Here is a 21,352-nt window from a genome sequence, read left to right on the forward strand (position 1 = left end):
TCAGGATTGTCCTGATCTTCATCGTTCCCCTTGCCGTGCCGGGGTCATGACACGGCATCCTCCCTGTTGGACTGGCCGGGCTTTGCGCCCGGCCTTTTTTTTGCGCTCCGCAATCCCCGCCCGCAATCCCCGGTTGTGGCCGAAAAGCCATGGCCGCCGGTAAACTGACCCGGCTGCATACGCAAGCTGCGCATTCCGTGGTATACGATGGGCACCTCCCTGTTGGACTTCGGCCCGGCTTCCCAGTCCGGGCTTCTTTTTGCCCGGGTTGCGGCCCGCGGCCCCGCGGCCTAGTCTCCGCCCCCGAACGACAGGAGACGCCGATGCCCTTCACCCTTGCCACCTGGAACATCAACTCGGTTCGCCTGCGCGAGGGGCTGGTGGCGAAGCTGATGGCCGAGGAAGCGCCGGACATCCTCTGCCTGCAGGAATGCAAGAGCCCGGTCGACAAGATCCCCTTGGATCAGTTCCGGGCGCTTGGATACAACTGGATCGTGGCGCGCGGTCAGAAGGGCTACAACGGCGTGGCGATCCTGTCGAAGCTGCCGCTCGCCGATGCCGGCGACCGCGACTATGCCCGGCTTGGCCATGCCCGGCATGTGGCGGCGCGGCTGGAGAACGGGGTGGTGATCCACAACTGCTATGTCCCCGCCGGCGGCGACATCCCCGACCGCGCGCAGAACGTGAAGTTCGGCCAGAAGCTGGATTTCCTGACCGACATGCGCGACGCCTTCCACGCCGACCGGCCCGGGAAGTCGATCCTCGTCGGCGACCTGAACATCGCCCCGCGCGAGGACGACGTCTGGAACCACAAGGCGCTGCTGAAGATCGTCAGCCATACGCCGGTGGAGGTGGAGCATCTGGGCCAGGCGCAGGAAGCCGGCAACTGGGTCGACGTGACCCGCAAGGACATTCCCGACGGCCGGCTCTACAGCTGGTGGAGCTATCGCGCGCCCGACTGGAACGCCGCCGACAAGGGCCGCCGGCTGGACCACATCTGGGCGACGCCCGACATCGCCAATGCCGCCCACGGCAGCCGCATCCTGCGCGGCGTGCGCGGGTGGGAGCAGCCCTCGGACCACGCCCCGGTCTTCGCCACCTTCGACCTGTAAGCGGCGCGGGATACGATTTTTCGCCGAAAAATCGTGCCCTCGGGTCAGCCGCCCGCCATCAGCGCCTTCAGCAGCGCCTGCGCCTCGGGCGCATCCCAGGCGGCGTCGCCGATCAGCCGGCCGACTTCCTGCCCCTCGGGGTTCAGGATCAGCGTCACCGGCAGGCCCGCCACCCCGATCTGCCGGGCCAGCCCGCTTTTCGGGTCGCGCAGGGTGACGAGATGGACGATCCCCGCCTCCTCCCAGAACCGGGCGATCGCCTCGGGCGGGTTGCGCCCGGTGGCGACAGGGACCACGGCGATTTCCGGCATCGCCGCCTGCAGCCGGTCCAGCGCCGGCATCTCGGCCCGGCAGGGGCCGCACCAGGTGGCCCAGAAGTTCAGCACCACCCATTGGCCGCGGTAGGCGGCAAGGCTGGCCTCCTCGTCGGTCATCGACAGCAGCGGCGCCTCGGGCAGGGCCACCGGGTCCGCCCCCGATTCCACCAGCGTCAGCTTGGCCATGTCGCCGGTCAACAGCGCCGACAAATCCTCGGCCGCCGCCGGGTTTGCACCAAGCGCGAGGCCCGTATAAAGAACCGCCAGCAGTTTCCGCATCACCCGCCCCTTGCCCCGAAGGCCCACCATGACCGCTTCCGACCAGACCAAAGCCGCCAACCAGATGTGGGGCGGGCGCTTCGCCGAGGGGCCGGACGCGATCATGCAGGCGATCAATGCCTCGATCGGGTTCGACAAGCGGCTCTACGCGCAGGACATCGCCGGGTCGCGCGCCCATGCCGCCATGCTGGCCGCCACGGGCATCCTGAGTGATAGCGACGCGCAGGCCATCGGGGAAGGGCTGCTCACGGTGTTGTCAGAGATCGAATCCGGGGCCTTCGCCTTCAAGGTGGAGCTGGAGGACATCCACCTGAACGTGGAGTCGCGGCTGACCGAGATCGTCGGCGAGGCCGGCAAGCGCCTGCACACGGCGCGGTCGCGGAACGACCAGGTGGCGGTGGACTTCCGGCTCTGGGTCCGCGACCAGTGCGATGCGGTGATCGAGGCGCTGGCCGGGCTGATGCGGGCCTTCGTGGCGCAGGCGGACCAGGGGGCGGACTGGGTGATGCCGGGCTTCACCCATCTGCAGACCGCGCAGCCGGTGACCTGGGGCCATCACATGATGGCCTATGTCGAGATGTTCGCCCGCGACCGCTCGCGCTTCCAGGACGCCCGCAAGCGGATGAACGAATGTCCGCTCGGCGCCGCGGCGCTGGCCGGGACGGGGTTCCCCATCGACCGGCACATGACGGCGCAGGCGCTCGGCTTCGACCGGCCGACGGCCAACAGCCTCGACTCCGTCTCCGACCGCGATTTCGCGCTGGAGTTCCTGTCGGCGGCCTCGATCTGCGCCATGCACCTGTCGCGCTTCGCCGAGGAGCTGGTGATCTGGTCCTCGGCGCAGTTCCGCTTCGTCCGGCTGTCGGACCGCTGGACCACCGGGTCCTCGATCATGCCGCAGAAGAAGAACCCCGACGCGGCGGAGCTTCTGCGGGCCAAGCTGGGCCGCATCCTCGGCGCCACCGTGGCGCTGTTCACGGTGATGAAGGGCCTCGCGCTGACCTATTCCAAGGACATGCAGGAAGACAAGGAGCAGGTCTTCGACGCTGCCGACAACCTGATGCTGGGTCTGGCCGCAATGACCGGCATGGTGGGCGACATGGCCGCCAACCGCGACACGCTGAAGGCCGCCGCCGCCAGCGGCTTCTCCACCGCCACCGACTTGGCCGACTGGCTGGTCCGCAGCCTGAACCTGCCGTTCCGCGAGGCGCATCACGTCACCGGCACGCTGGTGGCGCTGGCCGAGAGCAAGGGTTGCGACCTGCCCGAACTGCCGCTGGAGGCGATGCAGGCGGTGCATCCCGGCATCACCGGCGAGGTGTTCTCGGTGCTGGGGGTGGAGAACTCGGTCCGCTCGCGGATGTCTTACGGCGGCACCGCGCCCGATCAGGTGCGGGCGCAGATCGCGCGCTGGAAAGAACAGTTGAAGTGACAAGCGGGCGGTGGCGGGCGATACCTTGGGCCGACCCGCCCCCCGACCCGCCCGGAGAGGCCCCATGCCGCGCCTTCTGATCCTGCTCCTTACCCTGCCGCTTTCGGCCTGCATCGGCCCGCAGCTCGGCGCCGACATCTCGGTCGGCCCTTATGGCACCTATGTCAGCCCTTCGGTCTCGGCCGGGCTGGAGGGCGGCGGGGTCATCACCTACAGCCCGCCCTGAGGTTTCCCATGCGCCCGATCCTTCTCCTTTCCCTCCTCGCCCTCGCCGCCTGCGGCGCCGACGGTGCGCCGGTCGCCCCCGGGCAATCCGGCAGCCAGCCGGGGTTGACCGTCTCCGGCCAGGTCCAGGTCGGCATCGCCAGCCGCTGAGGAAGCCCCGAAGCCTTCAAAGGCTCCGCCCCGATTCTTCGCAGAAATCGGTGCTTTGCAGCATCGGGGCGCCCGTCTATACCGGCGGCGCGGACAGGGCGGAAAGGCGTTGCGATGGACCATTTTCTCTATCAGGGCGGCATCCTCCATGCCGAGGATGTGGCGATCCCCGACATCGCCGCCGCCGTGGGCACGCCGTTCTACGTCTATTCCACCGCCACCCTGACCCGCCACTTCCGCCTGTTCACCGAGGCGCTGGCGCCGCTGCCGCATCTGGTCTGCTTCGCCATCAAGTCGCTGTCCAACGTGGCGGTGTTGAAGGTCCTGGGCGACCTCGGCGCCGGCATGGATGTGGTTTCCATCGGCGAATACCTGCGGGCCAAGGCGGCCGGGGTGCCGGGCGAGCGGATCGTGTTCTCCGGCATCGGCAAGACCCGGGCGGAGATCCGCATGGCGCTGGAAGGCGGCATCCGGCAGTTCAACGTGGAATCGGAACCCGAGATGCGGGCGATTTCCGAGATCGCCACCTCGATGGGCGTCGTCGCCCCCATCGCCATCCGCGTCAACCCGGACGTGGACGCCAAGACCCATGAGAAGATCGCCACCGGCAAGTCCGAGAACAAGTTCGGCATCCCCATCGCCAAGGCCCACGCCGCCTATGCCGAGGCCGCGGCCCTGCCCGGGCTGCGCATCGTCGGCGTCGATGTCCATATCGGCAGCCAGCTGACCGACCTTGCCCCCTTCGAGGCCGCCTTCAGGAAGGTGCGCGAGCTGACCCTTGCCCTGCGCGCCGACGGCCACCGGATCGAGCGGCTGGACCTCGGCGGCGGGCTCGGCATCCCCTACACGCGGTCGAACGACGCGCCGCCGCTGCCCACCGACTACGGCGCGATGATCAAGCGGGTGCTCGGCGACCTGGACGCCGAGATCGAGATCGAGCCGGGGCGGCTGATCTCGGGCAATTCGGGCCTGCTGGTGGCCGGCGTCATCTATGTGAAGAACGGCGAGGGGCGGGATTTCCTGATCCTCGACGCGGCGATGAACGACCTCGTCCGCCCCTCGATGTATGGCGCGCATCACGACATCCTGCCGGTGGCCGAGGGCGCACCGGGCGCGCCGACGCAGCCCTTCGACGTGGTGGGCCCGGTCTGCGAGACCGGCGACACCTTCGCCAAGGCCCGCGAGCTGCCGCTGCTGGCCGAGGGCGATCTGGTCGCCTTCCGCAGCGCCGGGGCCTATGGCGCGGTGATGGCGTCGGAATACAACTCGCGCCCGCTGATCCCCGAGGTGCTGGTGCAGGGGCATCAATTCGCCGTCATTCGGGAAAGGCCGACCTATGACGAAATGATTTCGCGGGATAGACTGCCGGAATGGTTGTGACTCCCCTCGCCCGAGGCCCCGAATGACCGGCAAGACCCCGCCCGAGGCCCTGAAGGCCCTGGTCTGGCCCCTGCGGCTGACCCGCCTGGGGCTGTGGGCGGAGCGGATCGTGCGGGCGTTCTGGCCGCTGTGGACGCTGGTGCTGCTGACCTTCTCGGCGCTGGCCTTCGGGTTGCAGGACTTCGGGCCGCTGCTCTGGGTGCAGATCGCCGCCGCCGTCGTGGGGCTGGCCGCGCTGGTCGCCGTGGTCTGGGGCTGGCGACACTTCCGCCGCCCGACCGAGGCCGAGGCGCTGGCCCGGCTGGATTCGACGCTTCCGGGCCGGCCGCTGTCCGCCCTGCAGGACACCCAGGTCATCGGCGCCGACGACCCGGCCTCGCTGGCGGTCTGGCGGGCACATCAGCGGCGGATGGCCGAGCGGGCGGCAGGGGCGAAGGCGGTGGCGCCGGACCTGAAGCTGTCCTCCCGCGATCCCTATTCGCTGCGCTATGTCGCGCTGACCGCGGCAGTGATGGCGGCGCTGTTCGGCTCGCTCTGGCAGGTGTCCTCGGTCGCCGGCGTGGTGCCCGGCCCGGCCGAGGCGGCGGCGGGCGGGCCGTCCTGGGAAGGCTGGGCGCAGCCGCCCGGCTATACCGGCAAGCCCTCGATCTACCTTGCCGACGTGACCGCCCCCACGCTCGAGGTGCCCGTCGGCACCCGCATCCAGATCCGCCTCTACGGCACCGAGGGCGCGCTGTCGGTGGACCAGACCATCGCCCAGGTCTCGCCCGAGCCCGCCGCCGCCGAGGCCGCGCCGAAGCCGGACGGCATGGCCGGGCTGACCAGCCTCGTGGTCAGCCAGTCGGGCCGGCTGGCCGTCGAAGGCCCCGGCGGGCGGGAATGGCAGATCACCGCCACCCCGGACGGCGCCCCGGCGGTGGAAGTCGCCGGCGAGATGAAGCGCGAGGCCGACGGCACCTTCAAGCAGGGCTACAAGGCCAGCGACGATTACGGCGTGGTGGCGGGCAAGGTGACGATCACCCTGGACCTGGCCAAGGTCGACCGCCGCTACGGGCTGGCGGTTGAGCCGGAAGCCATCGCCCCGGTGGTGCTGGACCTGCCGATGCCGATGAAGGGCGGGCGCAAGGAGTTCAGCGAGATCCTGGTCGACGACCTGTCGAAAAGCCCGCTGGCCAACATGCCGGTCAGCATGGTCTTCACCGTCACCGACGCCGCCGGGCAGGAGGGCGCCTCGGCCCCGCATGAGGTGGTGCTGCACGGCCGCCGCTTCTTCGATCCCGTCGCCGCGGCGGTGATCGAGATGCGGCGCGACATCCTGTGGAACCGCACCAACGCCCCGCGCGCCACGCAGATCCTGAAGGCGGTGACCAACCGGCCCGAGGATTTCCTGCGCTCGCAACGCGCCGCGCTGCACCTGCGGGTGGCGCTGCGCGAGCTGGACAAGATCAAGGGTGACATGACCGTCGAGCAGCGCGACGCCATGGCCGAAAAGCTGTGGACCATCGCCCTGATGTTCGAGGAGGGCGACCTCTCCTCGGCGCTGGAGCGGCTGCAGCGGGCGCAGGACCGGCTGGAGGAGGCGATCCGCAACGGCGCCTCTCCCGAGGAGATCGACCAGCTGATGAAGGAACTCCAGCAGGCGATGAAGGACTACACCCGCGAACTGGGCGAGGAAGCGCAGCGCAACCCCGAGGGGATGCCGCAGGACGGCCAGGGGCGCGAGATCACCGGCGACCAGTTGCAGCAGATGCTGGACGAGATCGAGCGGCTGATGAAGGAAGGCAAGACCGCCGAGGCGATGGCGCTGATGGAACAGCTGCGCCAGCTGATGGAGAACCTTCAGGTGACGCAGGGCCAGGGCGGCGAGGGCGAGGGCAACGGCCCGATGCGCGACCTCGGCGAGACGCTGAAGGACCAGCAGGGCCTCTCCGACGACGCCTACCGCGACATGCAGCGCGGCCGCGACGGGCAGGAGCCGGGACAGGACCCGGGCGAACTGGCCGACCGCCAGCGCGAATTGCGCGACAGGCTGGGCCAGTTGCAGGACCAGAAGCTGCCGGGCGACGGCACCGAGAAGGGCGAATCCGGCCGCGATGCGCTGGATCGTGCCGAGGAATCGATGAAACAGGCCGAGCGGTCGCTGGAAGAGGGCGACCTCGACGGCGCGCTGGACCATCAGGCCGACGCGATGGAAGCCATGCGCGAGGGCATGAAGGACTTCGGCGAGGCGCTGGCCGAGGAACGCCGCGAAAATGGAGAGGACCCCGGCGGCACCGACCGTGCCGACCGCGCCGATCCCGAAGGCCGCGATCCCCTGGGCCGCGAGCCGGGCGATGCCGCCCGCATCGGCAGCGACCGCAACATGGTGCAGAACGACCCGGACAAGCGCGCACAGGAGCTGATGGACGAAATCCGCCGCCGCTCGGGCGAGGCGGAGCGTCCGGCGGAGGAACTGGATTACCTCAAGCGGCTGCTGGACCTGTTCTGAGGGTCAGGCCGGTTCGTTCGTCGGGAACTTCGTTCCTCCTCGCCAGCGAGGAGTGCATGAAATGCAACGACGAGCGCCGCCCTCAGGCAGGCTCGCCCTTCAGCATGGCGGTGGCGGAGTTCATCTTGTCGTTCAGCCACAGCCGCAGGCCATCGACGAAGGCGACATAGCTGTCCAGCGTGCCCTTCATCGACGGGAACTGCTCGGCCAGTTGCGGCGCCATGACGTAAACGGCGGCGGCGGCGACCAGCAGCAGGATCACCAGCGAAAAGCCGGTGCGAAAGCTGCTGCGCCCGCGCGTCAGGTCCGGCAGCGCATCCACCTCGGCATCCAGCGCGGCGGCGTCGCCGGGCTGGAGGGTGGAGTTGATCTCCTCGACATCCGGCAAGAGGTCGCGCCGCGCGGCGGGCCGGGCGGGCTGCGGCGGCGGGGCATCGGGATCCTCGCCCTTCAGCATCGCCAGCCGGCGCTGCGTCGGCGACAGCGCGGCGGGCGGCGGGTCCACCCCAAGCTCGGGCTGCACCTGCATCTGGCCCTCGGCCTCGGCCTTGCGGGCGCCGGCGCGCTGCGCCTCGGTGCGGCGGGCCTCGGCCTCGCGCTCGGCCTCCTCGCGCAGGACGGCCAGCACATCCTCGTCCAGCTCGCGCCGCGGCGCGGCCGGCTCGACCGACGCCTGCACCCCGGCCGCGACGGCCGGCGCGGGCTCTCCCGCCACCGCCGCGCCTATGGCCGCGGCCAGCGCCTCGTCGGTATCTTCCGCAACGGGGTCCGCAGGCGCCACGTCCTCGGTGGGCAGGTCGTCGCCGAACAGCGCCGCCTCTTCCTCGGCGGCGGCTTCGATGTCGGGGGGCAGCTGGAACCAGGCATGGCCGCAGGCCGAGCACTGGACATCGCGTCCGCCTTCGGGGATCGCGTCGTCCGGCACCTCATACTTCGCATCACAGTTCGGGCAAACCAGCCGCATCAAAACCCCCCGGCCGCTCCGTGCCGTTCCATCGCCGTTGTAGCAACGATATGGCGGCACTCCAAGACTTTGTGTCCCGGTCTTGTCTAATGGTAAACCCTCGTGCGATTGAAAGCACAATCGCCGCGGTCCATCCTGGCCCCCGGACGGTTCGGAACGGGTGCGGGCACAGTGATCGCCTTCGAGAATGCGGCCTACAACTACGGCGGCGGAGAGCTGCTGTCCGAGGTCAGCCTGCGGCTGGCGCCCGGGTCGTTCCACTTCCTGACCGGGCCTTCCGGCGCCGGCAAGACCACCCTGCTGAAACTGGCCTATGCCGAGCTGCTGCCTACCGCCGGCCATGTCACCCTGTTCGACCGCGAGGTGCGGGGCCTGTCCCGCGACGACATCGCCCATACGCGGCGGCGGATCGGCGTGGTGCATCAGGACGTGCAGTTCCTCGACCACCTGCCGCTGGCCGCCAATGTGCAGCTGCCGCTCACGGTGGCCGGAAAAGGCGGCGACCTGCGCGACCTGAAGGACCTGCTGTCCTGGGTCGGCCTCGGCCACCTGGCCGATGCGCTGCCCCCCACCCTGTCGGGCGGCGAGCGGCAGCGGGCGGCGCTGGCGCGGGCGGTGATCATGGACCCCGATGTCATTTTGGCCGACGAGCCCACCGGCAACGTCGACTGGGAGATGTCGCTGCGCCTGCTGACCCTGCTGGTGGAGCTGAACCGGATGGGCAAGACCATTGTCGTCGCCACCCATGACCTGAACCTGATCCGCCAGGCCAAGGCGCAGGTGCCGGCGCGGGTGCTGCGGATCTCGCGGCGGCGGATCCAGCTGGCGGGGGCGGACCTGTGACCCTGCCGCCCGCCCTCCGCCGCCTGATGGACCTGGGCAAGCAGGCCGACCGGGTGGTGCCGCCGTCCGGCCACACCGCCTGGCTGACCACCTTCACCGCCGGCGCAATGACCTTCCTCTGCATCTTCGCGCTGGCGCTGTCGCTGGCCTCGGGCCGGCTGGCCAGCCGCTGGTCGGACGCGCTGGCCCGCACCGCCACCATCCGGCTGGCCGCGCCGCCGGACCAGATGCAGGTGCAGACCGACGCCATCCTGTCGCTGCTGTCCACCACCCCGGGGGTGGAAAGCGCCCGGGCGCTCACCGATGAAGAGGCGCGCCACCTGCTGGAGCCGTGGTTCGGCCCCGACCTGCCGGTCGAGGCGCTGCCGATCCCCCGGCTGATCGAGGTGGTGGAGGCCGACCCCGGTTACGACGGCGAGGGGCTGCGCCAGCGGCTGGCGGCCGAGGCCCCCGGCGCGGTGCTGGACGACCACACCCGCTGGCGCCGGCCTTTGGCCGAGGCGGCGGGGCGGCTGCGGCTTCTGGGCGGGCTGTCGATCCTGCTGATCGGCGCGACCATGGCGGCGATGATCACGCTGGCCGCCAATGCCTCGCTGGCCGCGAACGCGCAGGTGATCCGGGTCTTGCGGCTGGTCGGCGCCAGGGACAGCTACATCGCCCGCGCCTTCGTCCGCCGCTTCACCCTGCGCGCGCTGACCGGCGCCGCCATCGGCGCGCTGGCCGGGCTGATCGGCGTCGCGCTGCTGCCGGATGCCGATGCCGCCGGCGGCTTCCTCACCGGGCTCGGCTTCACCGGCGCGGGCTGGCTCCTGCCCTTCCTGCTGCCGCCCCTGGCCGCGGTGGTGGCCTTCGCCGCCACCCGCCGCGCCGCCTTCCAGAAACTGCGAGAGCTGCCATGACCGCGATCCGCTGGGTGCTGTCCCTGATCTTCATCGTGCAGATGTATCTGGCGATGGCCGTGCTGGCCGTGGTCTTCGCCCCCTGGGCGCTGTTCTCGCGCAACGGCGCCTTCGCCGCCGCCCATACCTTCTGCCGCTGGGTGCGCTTCACCGCGCGGGTGCTGTGTGGGCTGCGGTCGGAGATCCGCGGCACGCCGCCCACCGGCGAGGTGGTGGTGGCCGCCAAGCACCAGAGCTTCTTCGACATCATCCTGATCTTCTCGTCCCTGCCCCGCGGCAAGTTCATCATGAAGCGCGAACTGATGTATGCCCCCTTCCTGGGGCAATACGCCCTGCGTCTCGGCTGCGTGCCGGTGGACCGCGGCAAGCGCGGCGCGGCCATCGCCAGGATGAAGGCCGATGTCGCCAAGGGCGCGGCGGAGCCGGGCCAGCTGATCATCTACCCCCAGGGCACCCGCGTCGCCCCCGGCGTGGCGAAGCCCTACAAGGTGGGGACCGGGCTGCTCTACGAACAGCTCGGCCAGCCCTGCGTGCCGGTCGCCACCAACGTGGGGGTGTTCTGGCCCAAGCGCGGCATCCTGCGCAAGCCGGGCCTCGCCGTGGTGCAGTTCCTGCCGGAGATCGCCCCCGGCCTGCCGGTCCCCGAGTTCATGCAAAGACTGGAGCGCGAGATCGAGACCCATTCCGACATGCTGCTGGCCGAGGCCGGCTTCCGGGGCGGCTGATGGCAACGCAGGCCGCCACCATCGCGCATATGCTGGACACGCTGTCGGCCCTGCCGCTGACCAGCCGCAGGATGTTCGGCGAATATGCGCTGTATCTGGACGGCAAGACGGTGGCCTTTGTCTGCGACGACACGCTCTTCATCAAGCCCACCCCCGGCGCGCTGGCCATGCTGCCCGGGGCCGAACGCGGGCCGGCCTATCCGGGCAGCAAGGACTACATCATCGGCTCCGACCTGCTGGATGAGCCGGACCTGTGCTGCCAGGCGCTGCGCGTGGTGTGGGAGGACAGCCCGGCCCCGAAGCCCAAGGCCCCGCGCCGGCGCAAGGGGCCCTAGCTCAGCGGGCAGTCCATCACGTCCAGGTCGACGGCCACCCGCGCCTCGGGCCCGTAGGTCATGCCGGAGACGTTGATGTAAAGCGCACCCCTGTCGGTGAAGATGTCGCTGTCCTTGATCGGAAGGGTGGTGAAGTCCCGGTCCAGTTTCCAGCCCGAGAACAGCGCGCAATCGGTCTCGAACCGCAGGACATAGCCGTTGAAGGCGGAATCGTAGAACCAGCCGCCGCCGCTGTCGGGATAGGTGATCTCCACCCTTTGCGGGCCGATCTCGACCTGCATCGGCACCACCTGCAACCCGCTGTAGATGCCCTCGGGGGCGAAGTCGAACTCCACGCCGTCGCCCACCACCACGGTATGGCCGGGGGCTTCCAGGAAGGGCAGCGCCGGGTCGTCCCAGGCCATCACCAGAAAGGTCACCGGCCGCCCCTCCAGCGTGCCCGCCCCGGCCGGAGTGGCCAGAGCCGCCGCCAGAAGGCAGGCGCGGATCACGCCGCCAGGCCCTTGGACCCCATCGCCAGGAATTTCTCGCGCCGGTCCTTGAGGATGGCTTCGCGCTTCTTGCCCGACAGCTCCTTCAGCATCGCCTCGATGGCCTTGCCGACGGCATCCACCGCCTCTTTCGGCGCCCGCTGCGCCCCGCCCACGGGTTCTTTCACCACCCGGTCGATCAGGCCCAGCTTCTGCAGGTCCTGCGCCGTCAGCCGCAAAGCCTCGGCTGCCTCGCGCATCTTCTCGGCGTCCTTCCACAGGATCGAGGCGCAGCCCTCGGGGCTGATCACCGAGTAGACCGAGTGTTCCAGCATGGCGATGCGGTTCGCGGTGGCGAAGGCCACCGCCCCGCCCGAGCCGCCCTCACCGATCACCACCGAGATCAGCGGCACGCCGAGCGACAGGCATTTCTCGGTCGACCGGGCGATGGCCTCGGCCTGTCCGCGTTCCTCGGCGCCCTTGCCGGGATAGGCGCCGGGGGTGTCAACCAGGGTGATCACCGGCAGGTTGAAACGGTCGGCCAGGTCCATCAGCCGGATCGCCTTGCGATAGCCCTCGGGCCGGGCCATGCCGAAGTTGCGCTCGATCCGGGTCTTGGTGTCGTGGCCCTTCTCGTGGCCGATCACCACGACGGGGCGGTCGTTGAACCGCGCCAGCCCGCCCATCACCGCATGGTCGTCGGCAAAGGCGCGGTCGCCGGCCAAGGGCGTGTATTCGCTGAACAGCCCCTCGATGTAGTCCTTGCAATGCGGCCGGTCCGGGTGCCGCGCCACCTGGCATTTCTGCCAGGCGCTGAGGTTGTTGTAGAGATCGCGCAGCGCGGTCTCGGCCTTGCGGTCCAGCGCCTCGGCCTCTTTCGAGACGTCCATCCCCTCGCCCTGCCGCGCCATCGCCCGCAGTTCCTCGGCCTTGCCCTCGATCTCGGCCAGGGGCTTCTCGAACTCAAGGTAGATCATGCGGAGGACCCTCTTTTGCAGGTTTCCTATATGGCCGGAGAGGGGCCGGAGCGCAACCGGGCAACCGGACCGTCAGCGGCTGAGGGACGTTCCCGGAGAAGAGCCCGCCTGGTCGGGCGGGATCAGGCGAGGCACTGCCTCGCCCCCGCCCGTGCGCAGCAGCGGCACCCGGAAACATTGGTCAGGCTAAACCCCGAGAGGCCAGCGCCCGACCCGGCGGGCGAGAAGCGCCCGCCGAGGGCGGGGCGGGCGCTGGCCGGGCCTTGGGGGCCCGGCCGGACAAGGGGAAACGTAGCGCCGTGGCGAAGGCGATGGCCTTCGCCAGGGAAGCGTTCCTAGCGGCTCAGCCCGCCCGGCAGGTCGGGCATGTCCAGCGCCGAGAAGCCGTAGTGGCGCAGCCAGCGCAGGTCGGATTCGAAGAAGGCGCGCAGGTCGGGGATGCCGTATTTCAGCATGGCGATGCGGTCGATGCCCATGCCGAAGGCGAAGCCCTGCCATTGATCGGGGTCGATCCCGCCCGCCGCCAGCACCTTGGGGTGCATCATGCCGGAGCCCAGGATCTCCATCCACTTGTCGCCCTCGCCGATCCGCAGCTGGCCGCCGACGTTGGAATAGCGGATGTCGACCTCGGCCGAGGGTTCCGTGAAGGGGAAGTGCGAGGCGCGGAAGCGCAGCTCCACCTTGTCGACCTCGAAGAAGGCGCGGCAGAATTCCTCCAGCGTCCATTTCAGGTTCGCCATCGAGATGTCGCGGTCGATGGCCATGCCCTCGACCTGGTGGAACATCGGGGTGTGGGTCTGGTCCATGTCCATCCGGTAGACCCGGCCCGGCGCGATGACGCGGACCGGGGCGCCCTGCTCCAGCATGGCGCGCACCTGCACCGGGCTGGTGTGCGTCCGCAGGACATGCGGCGGGCGGTTGTCGCCTTCCGCGCGGGCCATGAAGAAGGTGTCGTGCTCCTGCCGGGCGGGATGTTCCGGCGGGATGTTCAGCGCGTCGAAGTTATACCAGTCGGATTCCACCTGCGGCCCCTCGGCCACCGAGAAGCCCATGTCGGCGAAGATCGCCGTCAGCTCGTCCATCACCTGACTGACCGGGTGGATGGTGCCCTGCCGCCGCGGGCGGCCCGGCAGGGTGACGTCCAGCCATTCCGACTTCAGCCGCTCGTCCAGCGCGGCATCGGCCAGCGCCGCCTTGCGGGCGCGGAGCGCGGCGTCGATCTCGTCCTTCAGCGCATTCAGATGGGCGCCGGCGGCCTTGCGCTCCTCGGGGTCCATCTTGCCCAGCGTCGCCATCAGCGCGGAAATCTCGCCCTTCTTGCCGAGCGCCGCGACGCGGACCTCTTCCAGCGCGGCCTCGCCCGCGGCACCGGCCACGGCTGCGATGTATTTTCCACGGATTTCGCTCAGGTCCATCTCGGCCCCCAGTCTGATGCGGCCCCGGGGTTAGCGGGGCGGGGGCGCGATTGCAAGGGGCGGGCGTCAGGCCAGCCGCGCCAGCGGGGCGTGGGTCACCGGCCGCCAGCCGGCGAAGCCGTGGTGGGGGCGATGCGCCACCCAGCCCAGCCGGAGGCGCGGAAGTCCGGCCATCCCGGCCACCAGCCGCTGCGCCTGCGGCGGCAGGGCGAAGCGGGCGGTGGGGAAGGCGCCCGCGGCCAGCGCGGCGGACAGGCGGTCGGCGAAGGCCCGCGCCGCGTCCTCGTCGAAGCCGGGCGGGCATTCCCCGCAGTGGAAGCCCGCCGCCCGGGCCTTGGCCAGGATCAGCAGCGCCGTCGCGCGGTCGCAATCCTCGCGCGAGGTGATCGCATCGGCCGCCAGCAGCAGGTCGATGCTGGCGCGGGGATCGGTAAAATCCAGGCCGAGGGCGAATTCGTGCCACATGTCCGGGCCTTCCGGCAGCAGGAAGGCAGTCAGGCCCTGGGGCAAGGGGAGCGTTTCATACATCGCAGGCACCATCAAAAATTACGCTGGCCCCGGTTTTACCAATGAATCGGGCACAATTGCGGCAGGATGGCGACTGTTCTGGCTGACAGCCCGGTCAGCGCAGGTGCGACTCCAGGAAATAAAGCTGCTTGTCCAGGTCGCCCGACAGGCCGGTCAGCAGGTCGGAGGTCACCATGTCCTTCTCTTCCTCGGCGGTCTCGATCCCCTCGCGGGCGGCATTGGAGACCATCGCCAGCGATTCCGCCAGCACCTTGACCACCGCCATGCCGTCGCGGGTATCCTCGGGGAATTCCGGCAGACGGGTGGCCTTGGCCGCATCCGACAGCCGTCCGGTGACGAAACCGCCAAGCGCCGCGGTCCGCTCGGCCACGGCGTCGATATGGCCCTCCAGCGCCTCGTGCAGCTTGTCGAAATGCAGGTGCAGCCCCATGAAATGCGGCCCCGTCACGTTCCAATGCGCATGTTTGGTCCGCGCCGCCATGTCGGTCAGGTCGGCGAGCATCTGGTTCAGGAAGGCTTCCACCTTCTTGCGGTTGGCGCGGGCGATGTCGATGCGGGTGGGGGCGTTGCGGGTGGGGGCATTCGCGGCCATCTGGTCCTCCGGCGGCTGGGACGTTTTGCCGGACAACGCCCGGGAGGGCCAGATGGTTCCCCGAAAAGCCAAGACCCCGCCCGGATCGGGGGCGGGGTCTCGAAATTCCGTCGGAGCGGCAGGCCTCAGGCCAACGCGGCGCGGGCCTTGTCGGCGATGGCGTTGAACGCCTCCGGCTCGTGCACGGCGAGATCGGCCAGCACCTTGCGGTCGACCTCGATCCCGGCTTTCGCCAGGCCGTTGATCAGCCGCGAATAGGTCAGCGCCGGGTCGAAGATGCGGGCAGCGGCGTTGATGCGCTGGATCCACAGGGCGCGGAACTGGCCCTTCTTCGCCTTGCGGTCGCGGGTGGCGTATTGCTGCGCCTTGTCGACCGCCTGGGTGGCGGTGCGGAAGTTGGTCGAGCGGGCGGCGTAATAGCCTTTCGCCTTCTTGATCACCTTGCGGTGGCGGGCGTGGGTGACGACGCCGGATTTGACGCGGGACATCTTCTGGCCTCCTTAGCGGTTATACGGCATGTATTTCTTGACGATCTTCTCGTCCGCGTCGCACAGGACCATGGTCCCCGAGGCGTCGCGGATGAATTTCGTCGTGCGCTTGATCATGCCGTGGCGCTTGCCGGCCACGCCTGCCTTCACATGGCCGTTGGCCGTGAAGGAGAACCGCTTCTTCGCAGCGGATTTGGTCTTCATCTTGGGCATTTCACTCTCCAGTGTTCGCGCGCGGCACGGCATGCCACATTCGCCGGCCGCGCGGGTCTTTCCGAAGCCGTCCCTATAGGGGCGGGGCGGCAGGGGCGCAAGGGGATTCGTAGGGGCGTCAGTTGGTGTAGCGGCCGACCACGCCCAGCATCACCTGCGGGATGTCCTTGAAGGCATAGCCGCCCGGCTTCTGCGTCAGCGCCATCACGATCAGCCCCGCCGCCGCGATCAGGATGATGGCGGCGAAGCGGGGGGCGCGGCTTTCGGTCCAGGCCGACATCAGCGAGGGGATCGTCAGCACGGCCAGAACGATGCCGACCGTCAGGAAAAGATCGGTGTCCATGGACCCCTCGCAACCGATGACGCTGCGAAATGCTAGAGCGGATCGGGTTTTCCCGCAACCGATGCGTGGGCGCGCGGGGAAGGAGGACCAAGACCCCTCCCCGCCCGGCCTCAGCCCGGATCGACCTTGGAGATCAGCCGCTCGTCGCAGGGCGCCACCCGCAGGATGTTGGTGGTGCCGACCACGTTGAACGGCACCCCGGCGGTGACGACGATATGGTCGTCCTCGCGCGCGAAGCCGTCGGCCCGCGCCGCCCGCACGGCCGAGATCACCGCGCCCTTGAACCGCTCCTGCTCGGGCACGATCACGCAATGCGCGCCCCAGGTCAGCGCCACCCGGCGGGCGGTTTCGACCAGCGGAGTCAGGGCGATGATCGGGACCGAGGGCCGCTCCCGCGCCACCAGGCTGACGGTGCTGCCCGACTGGCTGAAGCAGGCGATGGCCTTGATGTTGGTCGCCTCGGCGATCTCGCGCGCCGCCGCCACGATGCCGTCGGCCACGGTCTCGCGCTTCACCCGGCGGCTGGACTCGATGATGCTGCGGTAGGTGCCGTCCTTCTCGACCGACTTGGCGACGTTGTCCATCGTGGTCACCGCCTCGATCGGGAACTTGCCGGCCGCCGATTCCGCCGACAGCATCACCGCATCGGCGCCCTCGTAGATCGCCGTCGCCACGTCCGAGACCTCGGCCCGGGTCGGCATCGGGTTCTCGATCATGCTCTCCAGCATCTGCGTCGCAACGATCACCGGCTTGGCCGCCGCCCGCGCCCCGCGCACCAGCCGCTTCTGGATCGGCGGCACCGAATGCACCGGCAGCTCCACCCCCAGGTCGCCCCGCGCCACCATGATCCCGTCCGAGACCTTGAGGATCTCGTCATAGGCCTTCACCGCGGCGGGCTTCTCGATCTTGGACAGGATCGCCGCACGGCCCCGGGCCAGCTTGCGCGCCTCCAGCACGTCCTCGGCCCGCTGCACGAAGGACAGCGCCAGCCAGTCCACCCCCAGCTCGCAGACGAATTCCAGGTCGGCCCGGTCCTTGTCCGACAGCGCCGCCAGCGGCAGCACCACGTCCGGCACGTTCACGCCCTTGCGGTTCGAGATGGTGCCGCCCACCGTCACCGTGCAATCGGCGAAGTCGGCGCCGCAGGACACCACCTTCAGCCGGATCTTGCCGTCGTTGACCAGCAGCGTGGCGCCCGGCTCCAGCGCCGCGAAGATCTCGGGATGCGGCAGCTGCACCCGCCGCGAATCGCCCGGCGTCGGGTCCAGGTCCAGCCGGAAGCCGTCGCCGTCCTCCAGGTCGTGCGCGCCGGCGGCGAAGGTGCCCACCCGCAGCTTCGGCCCCTGCAGGTCGGCCAGGATGCCGATCGGGCGGCCGAGGTCCTGCTCCACCTGCCGGATATGCACATGCCGGGCGCGGATGTCGTCATGGGTGCCGTGGCTCATGTTCAGGCGGAACACGTCGGCCCCCGCCTCGAACAGCGCACGGATCATCTGGTAGTCGCTGGAAGCCGGCCCGAGCGTGGCCACGATCTTCACGTTGCGGTGACGGCGCATCAGCCATCCCTCCTTGTTCTGCTTCGGTTCAACGTGGGCCGCGTGCGTTATGGCGCAATCCTTTGCCTCCCGCAACGCCCGGGTTGCGTTCCTTCGCCGCCGCCATGGGCTGGACGCCGCGAATCCGATGGATTACCCCAATGCACAAAGGGAATTAGGGGGTTAGCGAGTGCCGTTTCATCTGGAAGGAGAAGACCGTCCCGGCCGCTGGCTGGTGACCTGCGACCATGCCGCCAACAAGGTGCCGGACTGGGTGTCCGGCGGCGACCTCGGCATCGCGGCCGAGGACATGGCGCGCCACATCGCCTGGGACGTCGGCGCCGCCGGGGTGGCGCGCGCGCTGGCCGCGCGGCTGGACAGCCCGGCGATCCTGTCGGACTTCAGCCGGCTGGTGATCGACCCCAACCGCGGAGAGTTCGACCCGACGCTGGTGATGCGGCTTTACGACGGCACCATCATCCCGGCCAACCGCCACCTGACCGCCGACGACATCGAGGAGCGGCTGGCCCGGCTCTACCGCCCCTATCACGCCGCCTATGCCTGCCTGGCCGACCGGCGGCCCGACACGGTGATCCTGGCGATCCACAGCTTCACCCCCTGCCTGAAGGGCCGGCCGCCGCGGCCCTGGCATGTCGGGGTGCTGCATTCGCCGGTGGACGGCCGCCTGTCGCGCGCCCTGATCGCGCGGCTTCAGGCCGAGACCGACATCTGCACGGGTGACAACGAGCCCTATTCGGGCCATCTTCCCGGCGACGCCATCGACCGGCACGCGCTGGCCCATGGCCGCCACAACACGCTGATCGAGCTGCGCAACGACCTGATCGCCACGCCCGGGGACCAGGCCCGCTGGGCCGACCGGCTGGCGCCGCTGCTGGAACAGGCCCTGGAGGACATCGCCGATGGATGACCGCACCCGCACCGAGATCGAGGCCGCCGCCTTCCGCGCGCTGGTCCATCACCTGATGGTCAAGCGGCCGGACGTGCAGAACATCGACCTGATGAACCTGGGCGGCTTCTGCCGCAACTGCCTGTCGCGCTGGTATCAGGAGGCCGCGGCCGAGCGCGGCATCGAACTGTCGAAGGACGCGGCGCGCGAGGTGGTCTACGGGATGCCCTATGCCGACTGGGTGGCGCAGCACCAGACCGAGGCCGACGAGGGCAAGAAGGCCGCCTTCGAGGAGGCCTTCCGCAAGAATGTCGGCCCGCGCGGCTGATCCGCCTAACATTTGCCGGATTTACCAGATTTCATCGGCGGCACAGGCCGGACAGCCCCGCTGGACTGATTCCCGCCGCAGGACAATCCCGCCCCCTTCGCCGGATTGTCCAGCCGTCCACCGGCAATCCGGTGCCGCGGCCCGAATGTCGTTGACTGCATCCCCACACCTGAAATGCTGCGGGTTAACGAGAGGTTAACGCCTCCGATTCCCGCTGCTTTTGTGAGGTTGCCATGGAACTGATGTTTCTCCTGCCCCTGCTGCTTGTCGGCTTCCTGATCGACAGCAACAGCGACGACGATGACGACAATCCCGCGGACAGCCCGCAGCATCTTCAGGGCACCGAGGGCGACGACATCCTGACGGGCGGCACGGCCGGCGATACGCTGGAGGGCGGGGCCGGCAGCGACATGCTGACCGGCAACGGCGGCCGCGACCTGGTCGACGGCGGCGAGGGCGACGATACCCTGCAGGGCAATGCGGGCGACGACACGCTTCTCGGCGGTGCGGGGGCCGACAACCTGCGCGGCCTGGGCGGAGACGACGACCTCCACGGCGACGACGGCGACGACACCCTTGCCGGGGACAACGGCAACGACACGCTGCACGGCGGCCTGGGCGAGGACTTCCTCTTCGGCGGCGTGGGCGAAGACCAGCTGCATGGCGACGGGGGCAACGACGTGCTTCACGGCCTGGCGGGCGACGACGACGTGCATGGCGGCGCGGGCGACGACAGGCTGCTCGGCGAGGACGGCGACGACGCGCTGTTCGGCGACGAGGGCAACGATACCCTTCTCGGCGGCCTGGGCGACGACGCGCTCGACGGCGGGCTCGGCAACGACTTCATGCTGGGCGGCCTGGGCGACGACACGCTTCTCGGCGGCGACGGCGACGACCGGCTGATGGGCGAGGACGGCGACGATTCCCTGCTGGGCGGCGCCGGCGACGACATCCTGCGCGGCGGCAACGGCAACGATTACCTGGACGGCGGCGCGGGCGCCAACCTGGTCACCGGCGGCCTCGGCGACGACACGCTGATCGGCAGCGAGGGCGACACGCTGGGCGGCGGCGAGGGCGAGGACCTGCTGCTGGTCAGCGGCGCGGTCGCCCTGTCCACCGGCGCGGGCTCGGACATGGTGGAGATCGACGGCGATGCCGACGGCCTTGCCACGGTGACGGACTACGTGGCCGGGCAGGACGGCTATGCCATCGTCTTCGACGTGATCCCGCCCTCGGCCACGATCACGCTGACGCAGGAGGCGAACGGTTCGGGCGGGGTCGACACGCTGGTGCAGACGGGCGGCGAAACCTATCTGCGGCTGGTCGGCACCGCCGCCAACGACGTGCAGCTTGCCGATTTCAGCATCGTCCAGGACGCGCCGGCGACCGCCGCGGCGGCCTGACCGGCTCTACAGCCCCACGGCCCGCAGCGCCGCCGCCACCGCCACACCGGCGAGGGCGGCGGCGATGTCGTTGCGGCTGATCGCCGACAGGGCGATGGCGGTGGCAAGCGCCAGCGCCTCGACCAGCCCGCCCGCGGCCAGCGCCTGCGCGGCGATCCCGGCCATCACCGCCAGCGGGGTGGCCTTCAGCGCCGCATCCAGCCGGGCCGAGCGCGGCAGGAACCGCATCGCCGCATAGCCGGCAAAGCGGCAGAGCAGCGCCGCCGCCGCCATCACCGCCAACATGGCGGGCAACGAAGGGGTCATGTCCCCGCCTCCGGCCGCGCGGCCGCCACTGCGGCCCCCGCCAGCCCCGCCGCCACGATGCCCCAGCCGTTGCCCGCCAGCGGCGTGACCAGCAGCGCCGACGCAGCCCCCACCGCCACCGGCACCAGGCTGGACCTCCCCTTCATCATCACCGCCATCATCGCGGCGGCGAAGGCCGGCAGCATCATGTCGGCGCCGAAGGCATGGGGGTCCGGCAGCACCCGCCCGAAGACCACGCCGACCGCGGTTCCGCCCAGCCAGGCGCCCATCAGCGGCACTCCGGTGCCGGCCAGATAGGCCCGGTCCGCCTCGCCCTTCCCGGCCGCGCGCATGGTGGCGATCCAGTTGGCATCGCCGATCATCAGCAGGCTGGCATAGCCCCGCAGCGGCCCGGCCGCGCTCAGCCAGGGCTGGATCGTCGCGCCGAACAGCAGGTAGCGCGCATTCATCACCAGCACGGTGGCGAACAGCGTCAGCAGCGTCGCCTGCCCGGCCTGCACCACCGACAGCGCCGCCAGCTGGGCGGAGCCGGAAAACACCGTGGCCGACATCGCCAGTGCCCAGCCCCAGCTGAGGCCCGCCTGCGCCGCCACCAGCCCGAAGGCCAGCCCGTAGACGAAGATCGCCGTCCCCAGCGCAACCCCGACGCGGAAGCCGCGGCGAAAGCCCTGCCAGCCGAAAGGCGCGCGGGGCTCCAC

The 21,352-nt window shown here is 69.9% G+C and carries 26 protein-coding genes; 13 read left to right on the forward strand and 13 right to left on the reverse strand.

Annotation, left to right across the window (positions count from 1 at the left end; all coding sequences use genetic code 11):
• Window positions 1-323 precede the first annotated feature (323 nt).
• Window positions 324-1,112: an exodeoxyribonuclease III gene (locus G5B31_RS01485; protein ID WP_165013081.1), complete on the forward strand. Its 789-nt coding sequence runs from the start codon at window positions 324-326 to the stop codon at window positions 1,110-1,112.
• A gap of 44 nt (window positions 1,113-1,156) precedes the next feature.
• On the opposite strand, the gene G5B31_RS01490 is transcribed toward G5B31_RS01485, so the two are convergent.
• The gene (locus G5B31_RS01490; RefSeq protein WP_165013743.1) at window positions 1,157-1,711 is read right to left on the reverse strand and encodes a TlpA disulfide reductase family protein; all 555 of its coding nucleotides are present in this window, start codon (window positions 1,709-1,711) and stop codon (window positions 1,157-1,159) included.
• A gap of 25 nt (window positions 1,712-1,736) precedes the next feature.
• On the opposite strand from G5B31_RS01490, the gene argH reads away from it, so the two are divergent.
• The 5 genes from argH (at window position 1,737) to G5B31_RS01515 (ending at window position 7,383) form a co-directional block, all read left to right on the forward strand.
• Window positions 1,737-3,140 (forward strand): argininosuccinate lyase, encoded by a 1,404-nt coding sequence (gene argH / locus G5B31_RS01495; protein WP_165013083.1) that lies wholly within the window; start codon window positions 1,737-1,739, stop codon window positions 3,138-3,140.
• 64 nt (window positions 3,141-3,204) lie between these two features.
• Window positions 3,205-3,366: a hypothetical protein gene (locus tag G5B31_RS01500; protein WP_165013085.1), complete on the forward strand. Its 162-nt coding sequence runs from the start codon at window positions 3,205-3,207 to the stop codon at window positions 3,364-3,366.
• An 8-nt stretch (window positions 3,367-3,374) separates the two neighbouring features.
• Window positions 3,375-3,515: an argininosuccinate lyase gene (locus G5B31_RS01505; RefSeq protein ID WP_165013087.1), complete on the forward strand. Its 141-nt coding sequence runs from the start codon at window positions 3,375-3,377 to the stop codon at window positions 3,513-3,515.
• A gap of 114 nt (window positions 3,516-3,629) precedes the next feature.
• The gene (lysA, locus tag G5B31_RS01510) at window positions 3,630-4,895 is read left to right on the forward strand and encodes a diaminopimelate decarboxylase (RefSeq protein ID WP_165013089.1); all 1,266 of its coding nucleotides are present in this window, start codon (window positions 3,630-3,632) and stop codon (window positions 4,893-4,895) included.
• A 22-nt stretch (window positions 4,896-4,917) separates the two neighbouring features.
• Complete coding sequence (locus G5B31_RS01515) at window positions 4,918-7,383, forward strand: DUF4175 domain-containing protein (protein ID WP_165013091.1); 2,466 nt, start codon at window positions 4,918-4,920, stop codon at window positions 7,381-7,383.
• Window positions 7,384-7,465: 82 nt separating this feature from the next.
• On the opposite strand, the gene G5B31_RS01520 is transcribed toward G5B31_RS01515, so the two are convergent.
• Window positions 7,466-8,347 carry a zinc-ribbon domain-containing protein gene (locus tag G5B31_RS01520; protein ID WP_165013093.1) on the reverse strand — a complete coding sequence of 294 codons (882 nt, stop codon included), beginning with the start codon at window positions 8,345-8,347 and terminating at the stop codon, window positions 7,466-7,468.
• A 171-nt stretch (window positions 8,348-8,518) separates the two neighbouring features.
• Between G5B31_RS01520 and G5B31_RS01525 the strand changes: the two genes are divergently transcribed.
• Genes G5B31_RS01525 through G5B31_RS01540 form a run of 4 tightly spaced genes read left to right on the forward strand, consistent with a single transcriptional unit; the run spans window position 8,519 to window position 11,149 of the window.
• Window positions 8,519-9,190, forward strand: coding sequence for an ATP-binding cassette domain-containing protein (locus G5B31_RS01525; protein ID WP_165013095.1), 672 nt, complete (start codon window positions 8,519-8,521; stop codon window positions 9,188-9,190).
• A gap of 26 nt (window positions 9,191-9,216) precedes the next feature.
• Window positions 9,217-10,089 (forward strand): ABC transporter permease, encoded by an 873-nt coding sequence (locus G5B31_RS01530; RefSeq protein ID WP_165013745.1) that lies wholly within the window; start codon window positions 9,217-9,219, stop codon window positions 10,087-10,089.
• Complete coding sequence (locus G5B31_RS01535) at window positions 10,086-10,814, forward strand: 1-acyl-sn-glycerol-3-phosphate acyltransferase (protein WP_165013097.1); 729 nt, start codon at window positions 10,086-10,088, stop codon at window positions 10,812-10,814. The genes G5B31_RS01530 and G5B31_RS01535 overlap by 4 nt, the downstream gene beginning before the upstream one ends.
• Window positions 10,814-11,149, forward strand: coding sequence for a TfoX/Sxy family protein (locus G5B31_RS01540; protein ID WP_165013099.1), 336 nt, complete (start codon window positions 10,814-10,816; stop codon window positions 11,147-11,149). The genes G5B31_RS01535 and G5B31_RS01540 overlap by 1 nt, the downstream gene beginning before the upstream one ends.
• On the opposite strand, the gene G5B31_RS01545 is transcribed toward G5B31_RS01540, so the two are convergent.
• The 9 genes from G5B31_RS01545 to pyk form a co-directional block, all read right to left on the reverse strand.
• The gene (locus G5B31_RS01545) at window positions 11,146-11,640 is read right to left on the reverse strand and encodes a hypothetical protein (RefSeq protein ID WP_165013101.1); all 495 of its coding nucleotides are present in this window, start codon (window positions 11,638-11,640) and stop codon (window positions 11,146-11,148) included. The two genes, G5B31_RS01540 and G5B31_RS01545, sit on opposite strands and share 4 nt — an antisense overlap.
• Window positions 11,637-12,596 (reverse strand): acetyl-CoA carboxylase carboxyltransferase subunit alpha, encoded by a 960-nt coding sequence (locus G5B31_RS01550; protein WP_165013104.1) that lies wholly within the window; start codon window positions 12,594-12,596, stop codon window positions 11,637-11,639. Before G5B31_RS01550 ends, G5B31_RS01545 begins: the two co-directional genes overlap by 4 nt.
• A gap of 335 nt (window positions 12,597-12,931) precedes the next feature.
• The gene (gene pheS, locus G5B31_RS01555) at window positions 12,932-14,011 is read right to left on the reverse strand and encodes a phenylalanine--tRNA ligase subunit alpha (RefSeq protein ID WP_394352105.1); all 1,080 of its coding nucleotides are present in this window, start codon (window positions 14,009-14,011) and stop codon (window positions 12,932-12,934) included.
• Between the two features lie 66 nt (window positions 14,012-14,077).
• Complete coding sequence (locus tag G5B31_RS01560) at window positions 14,078-14,539, reverse strand: DUF4274 domain-containing protein (RefSeq protein WP_165013106.1); 462 nt, start codon at window positions 14,537-14,539, stop codon at window positions 14,078-14,080.
• Window positions 14,540-14,633: 94 nt separating this feature from the next.
• Complete coding sequence (gene dps, locus G5B31_RS01565; protein WP_165013108.1) at window positions 14,634-15,131, reverse strand: DNA starvation/stationary phase protection protein Dps; 498 nt, start codon at window positions 15,129-15,131, stop codon at window positions 14,634-14,636.
• Between the two features lie 125 nt (window positions 15,132-15,256).
• Window positions 15,257-15,619: a 50S ribosomal protein L20 gene (gene rplT, locus G5B31_RS01570; protein WP_165013110.1), complete on the reverse strand. Its 363-nt coding sequence runs from the start codon at window positions 15,617-15,619 to the stop codon at window positions 15,257-15,259.
• Between the two features lie 12 nt (window positions 15,620-15,631).
• On the reverse strand, window positions 15,632-15,832 hold the full coding sequence (rpmI, locus tag G5B31_RS01575; RefSeq protein ID WP_165013112.1) for a 50S ribosomal protein L35: 201 nt from the start codon (window positions 15,830-15,832) through the stop codon (window positions 15,632-15,634).
• Between the two features lie 118 nt (window positions 15,833-15,950).
• Window positions 15,951-16,175, reverse strand: coding sequence for a hypothetical protein (locus G5B31_RS01580; RefSeq protein ID WP_165013114.1), 225 nt, complete (start codon window positions 16,173-16,175; stop codon window positions 15,951-15,953).
• Window positions 16,176-16,285: 110 nt separating this feature from the next.
• Window positions 16,286-17,731 carry a pyruvate kinase gene (gene pyk / locus G5B31_RS01585; RefSeq protein WP_165013116.1) on the reverse strand — a complete coding sequence of 482 codons (1,446 nt, stop codon included), beginning with the start codon at window positions 17,729-17,731 and terminating at the stop codon, window positions 16,286-16,288.
• 169 nt (window positions 17,732-17,900) lie between these two features.
• Here pyk and G5B31_RS01590 point away from each other — a divergent pair, with 169 nt between their 5' ends.
• The 3 genes from G5B31_RS01590 to G5B31_RS01600 all read left to right on the forward strand — a co-directional run bounded on the left by G5B31_RS01590 (window position 17,901) and on the right by G5B31_RS01600 (window position 20,348).
• Window positions 17,901-18,638, forward strand: coding sequence for an N-formylglutamate amidohydrolase (locus G5B31_RS01590; RefSeq protein WP_165013118.1), 738 nt, complete (start codon window positions 17,901-17,903; stop codon window positions 18,636-18,638).
• Complete coding sequence (locus G5B31_RS01595) at window positions 18,631-18,945, forward strand: DUF1244 domain-containing protein (protein ID WP_165013119.1); 315 nt, start codon at window positions 18,631-18,633, stop codon at window positions 18,943-18,945. The genes G5B31_RS01590 and G5B31_RS01595 overlap by 8 nt, the downstream gene beginning before the upstream one ends.
• A gap of 233 nt (window positions 18,946-19,178) precedes the next feature.
• Complete coding sequence (locus tag G5B31_RS01600; protein WP_165013122.1) at window positions 19,179-20,348, forward strand: calcium-binding protein; 1,170 nt, start codon at window positions 19,179-19,181, stop codon at window positions 20,346-20,348.
• Between the two features lie 6 nt (window positions 20,349-20,354).
• On the opposite strand, the gene G5B31_RS01605 is transcribed toward G5B31_RS01600, so the two are convergent.
• Together G5B31_RS01605 and G5B31_RS01610 are read right to left on the reverse strand one after the other, a co-directional pair.
• Entirely contained in the window at window positions 20,355-20,654 is a 300-nt protein-coding gene (locus G5B31_RS01605) for an AzlD domain-containing protein (protein ID WP_165013124.1), read from the reverse strand.
• Window positions 20,651-21,352, reverse strand: coding sequence for an AzlC family ABC transporter permease (locus tag G5B31_RS01610; protein ID WP_165013126.1), 702 nt, complete (start codon window positions 21,350-21,352; stop codon window positions 20,651-20,653). The genes G5B31_RS01605 and G5B31_RS01610 overlap by 4 nt, the downstream gene beginning before the upstream one ends.

Origin of the sequence: Rhodobacter sp. SGA-6-6, assembly GCF_011043545.1 — a bacterium.
Lineage (GTDB): Bacteria > Pseudomonadota > Alphaproteobacteria > Rhodobacterales > Rhodobacteraceae > Pseudogemmobacter.

Coding starts and splice junctions, on each gene's coding strand:
- G5B31_RS01530 (WP_165013745.1), top strand. CDS start 9,217: ATGGACCTGGGCAAGCAGGCCGACCGGGTGGTGCCGCCGTCCGGCCAC.
- G5B31_RS01505 (WP_165013087.1), top strand. CDS start 3,375: ATGCGCCCGATCCTTCTCCTTTCCCTCCTCGCCCTCGCCGCCTGCGGC.
- pyk (WP_165013116.1), bottom strand. CDS start 17,731: ATGCGCCGTCACCGCAACGTGAAGATCGTGGCCACGCTCGGGCCGGCT.
- lysA (WP_165013089.1), top strand. CDS start 3,630: ATGGACCATTTTCTCTATCAGGGCGGCATCCTCCATGCCGAGGATGTG.
- G5B31_RS01600 (WP_165013122.1), top strand. CDS start 19,179: ATGGAACTGATGTTTCTCCTGCCCCTGCTGCTTGTCGGCTTCCTGATC.
- G5B31_RS01560 (WP_165013106.1), bottom strand. CDS start 14,539: ATGTATGAAACGCTCCCCTTGCCCCAGGGCCTGACTGCCTTCCTGCTG.
- G5B31_RS01595 (WP_165013119.1), top strand. CDS start 18,631: ATGGATGACCGCACCCGCACCGAGATCGAGGCCGCCGCCTTCCGCGCG.
- G5B31_RS01580 (WP_165013114.1), bottom strand. CDS start 16,175: ATGGACACCGATCTTTTCCTGACGGTCGGCATCGTTCTGGCCGTGCTG.
- G5B31_RS01605 (WP_165013124.1), bottom strand. CDS start 20,654: ATGACCCCTTCGTTGCCCGCCATGTTGGCGGTGATGGCGGCGGCGGCG.
- G5B31_RS01520 (WP_165013093.1), bottom strand. CDS start 8,347: ATGCGGCTGGTTTGCCCGAACTGTGATGCGAAGTATGAGGTGCCGGAC.
- G5B31_RS01485 (WP_165013081.1), top strand. CDS start 324: ATGCCCTTCACCCTTGCCACCTGGAACATCAACTCGGTTCGCCTGCGC.
- pheS (WP_394352105.1), bottom strand. CDS start 14,011: ATGGACCTGAGCGAAATCCGTGGAAAATACATCGCAGCCGTGGCCGGT.
- rplT (WP_165013110.1), bottom strand. CDS start 15,619: ATGTCCCGCGTCAAATCCGGCGTCGTCACCCACGCCCGCCACCGCAAG.
- G5B31_RS01515 (WP_165013091.1), top strand. CDS start 4,918: ATGACCGGCAAGACCCCGCCCGAGGCCCTGAAGGCCCTGGTCTGGCCC.
- rpmI (WP_165013112.1), bottom strand. CDS start 15,832: ATGCCCAAGATGAAGACCAAATCCGCTGCGAAGAAGCGGTTCTCCTTC.
- G5B31_RS01500 (WP_165013085.1), top strand. CDS start 3,205: ATGCCGCGCCTTCTGATCCTGCTCCTTACCCTGCCGCTTTCGGCCTGC.
- G5B31_RS01540 (WP_165013099.1), top strand. CDS start 10,814: ATGGCAACGCAGGCCGCCACCATCGCGCATATGCTGGACACGCTGTCG.
- argH (WP_165013083.1), top strand. CDS start 1,737: ATGACCGCTTCCGACCAGACCAAAGCCGCCAACCAGATGTGGGGCGGG.
- dps (WP_165013108.1), bottom strand. CDS start 15,131: ATGGCCGCGAATGCCCCCACCCGCAACGCCCCCACCCGCATCGACATC.
- G5B31_RS01535 (WP_165013097.1), top strand. CDS start 10,086: ATGACCGCGATCCGCTGGGTGCTGTCCCTGATCTTCATCGTGCAGATG.
- G5B31_RS01550 (WP_165013104.1), bottom strand. CDS start 12,596: ATGATCTACCTTGAGTTCGAGAAGCCCCTGGCCGAGATCGAGGGCAAG.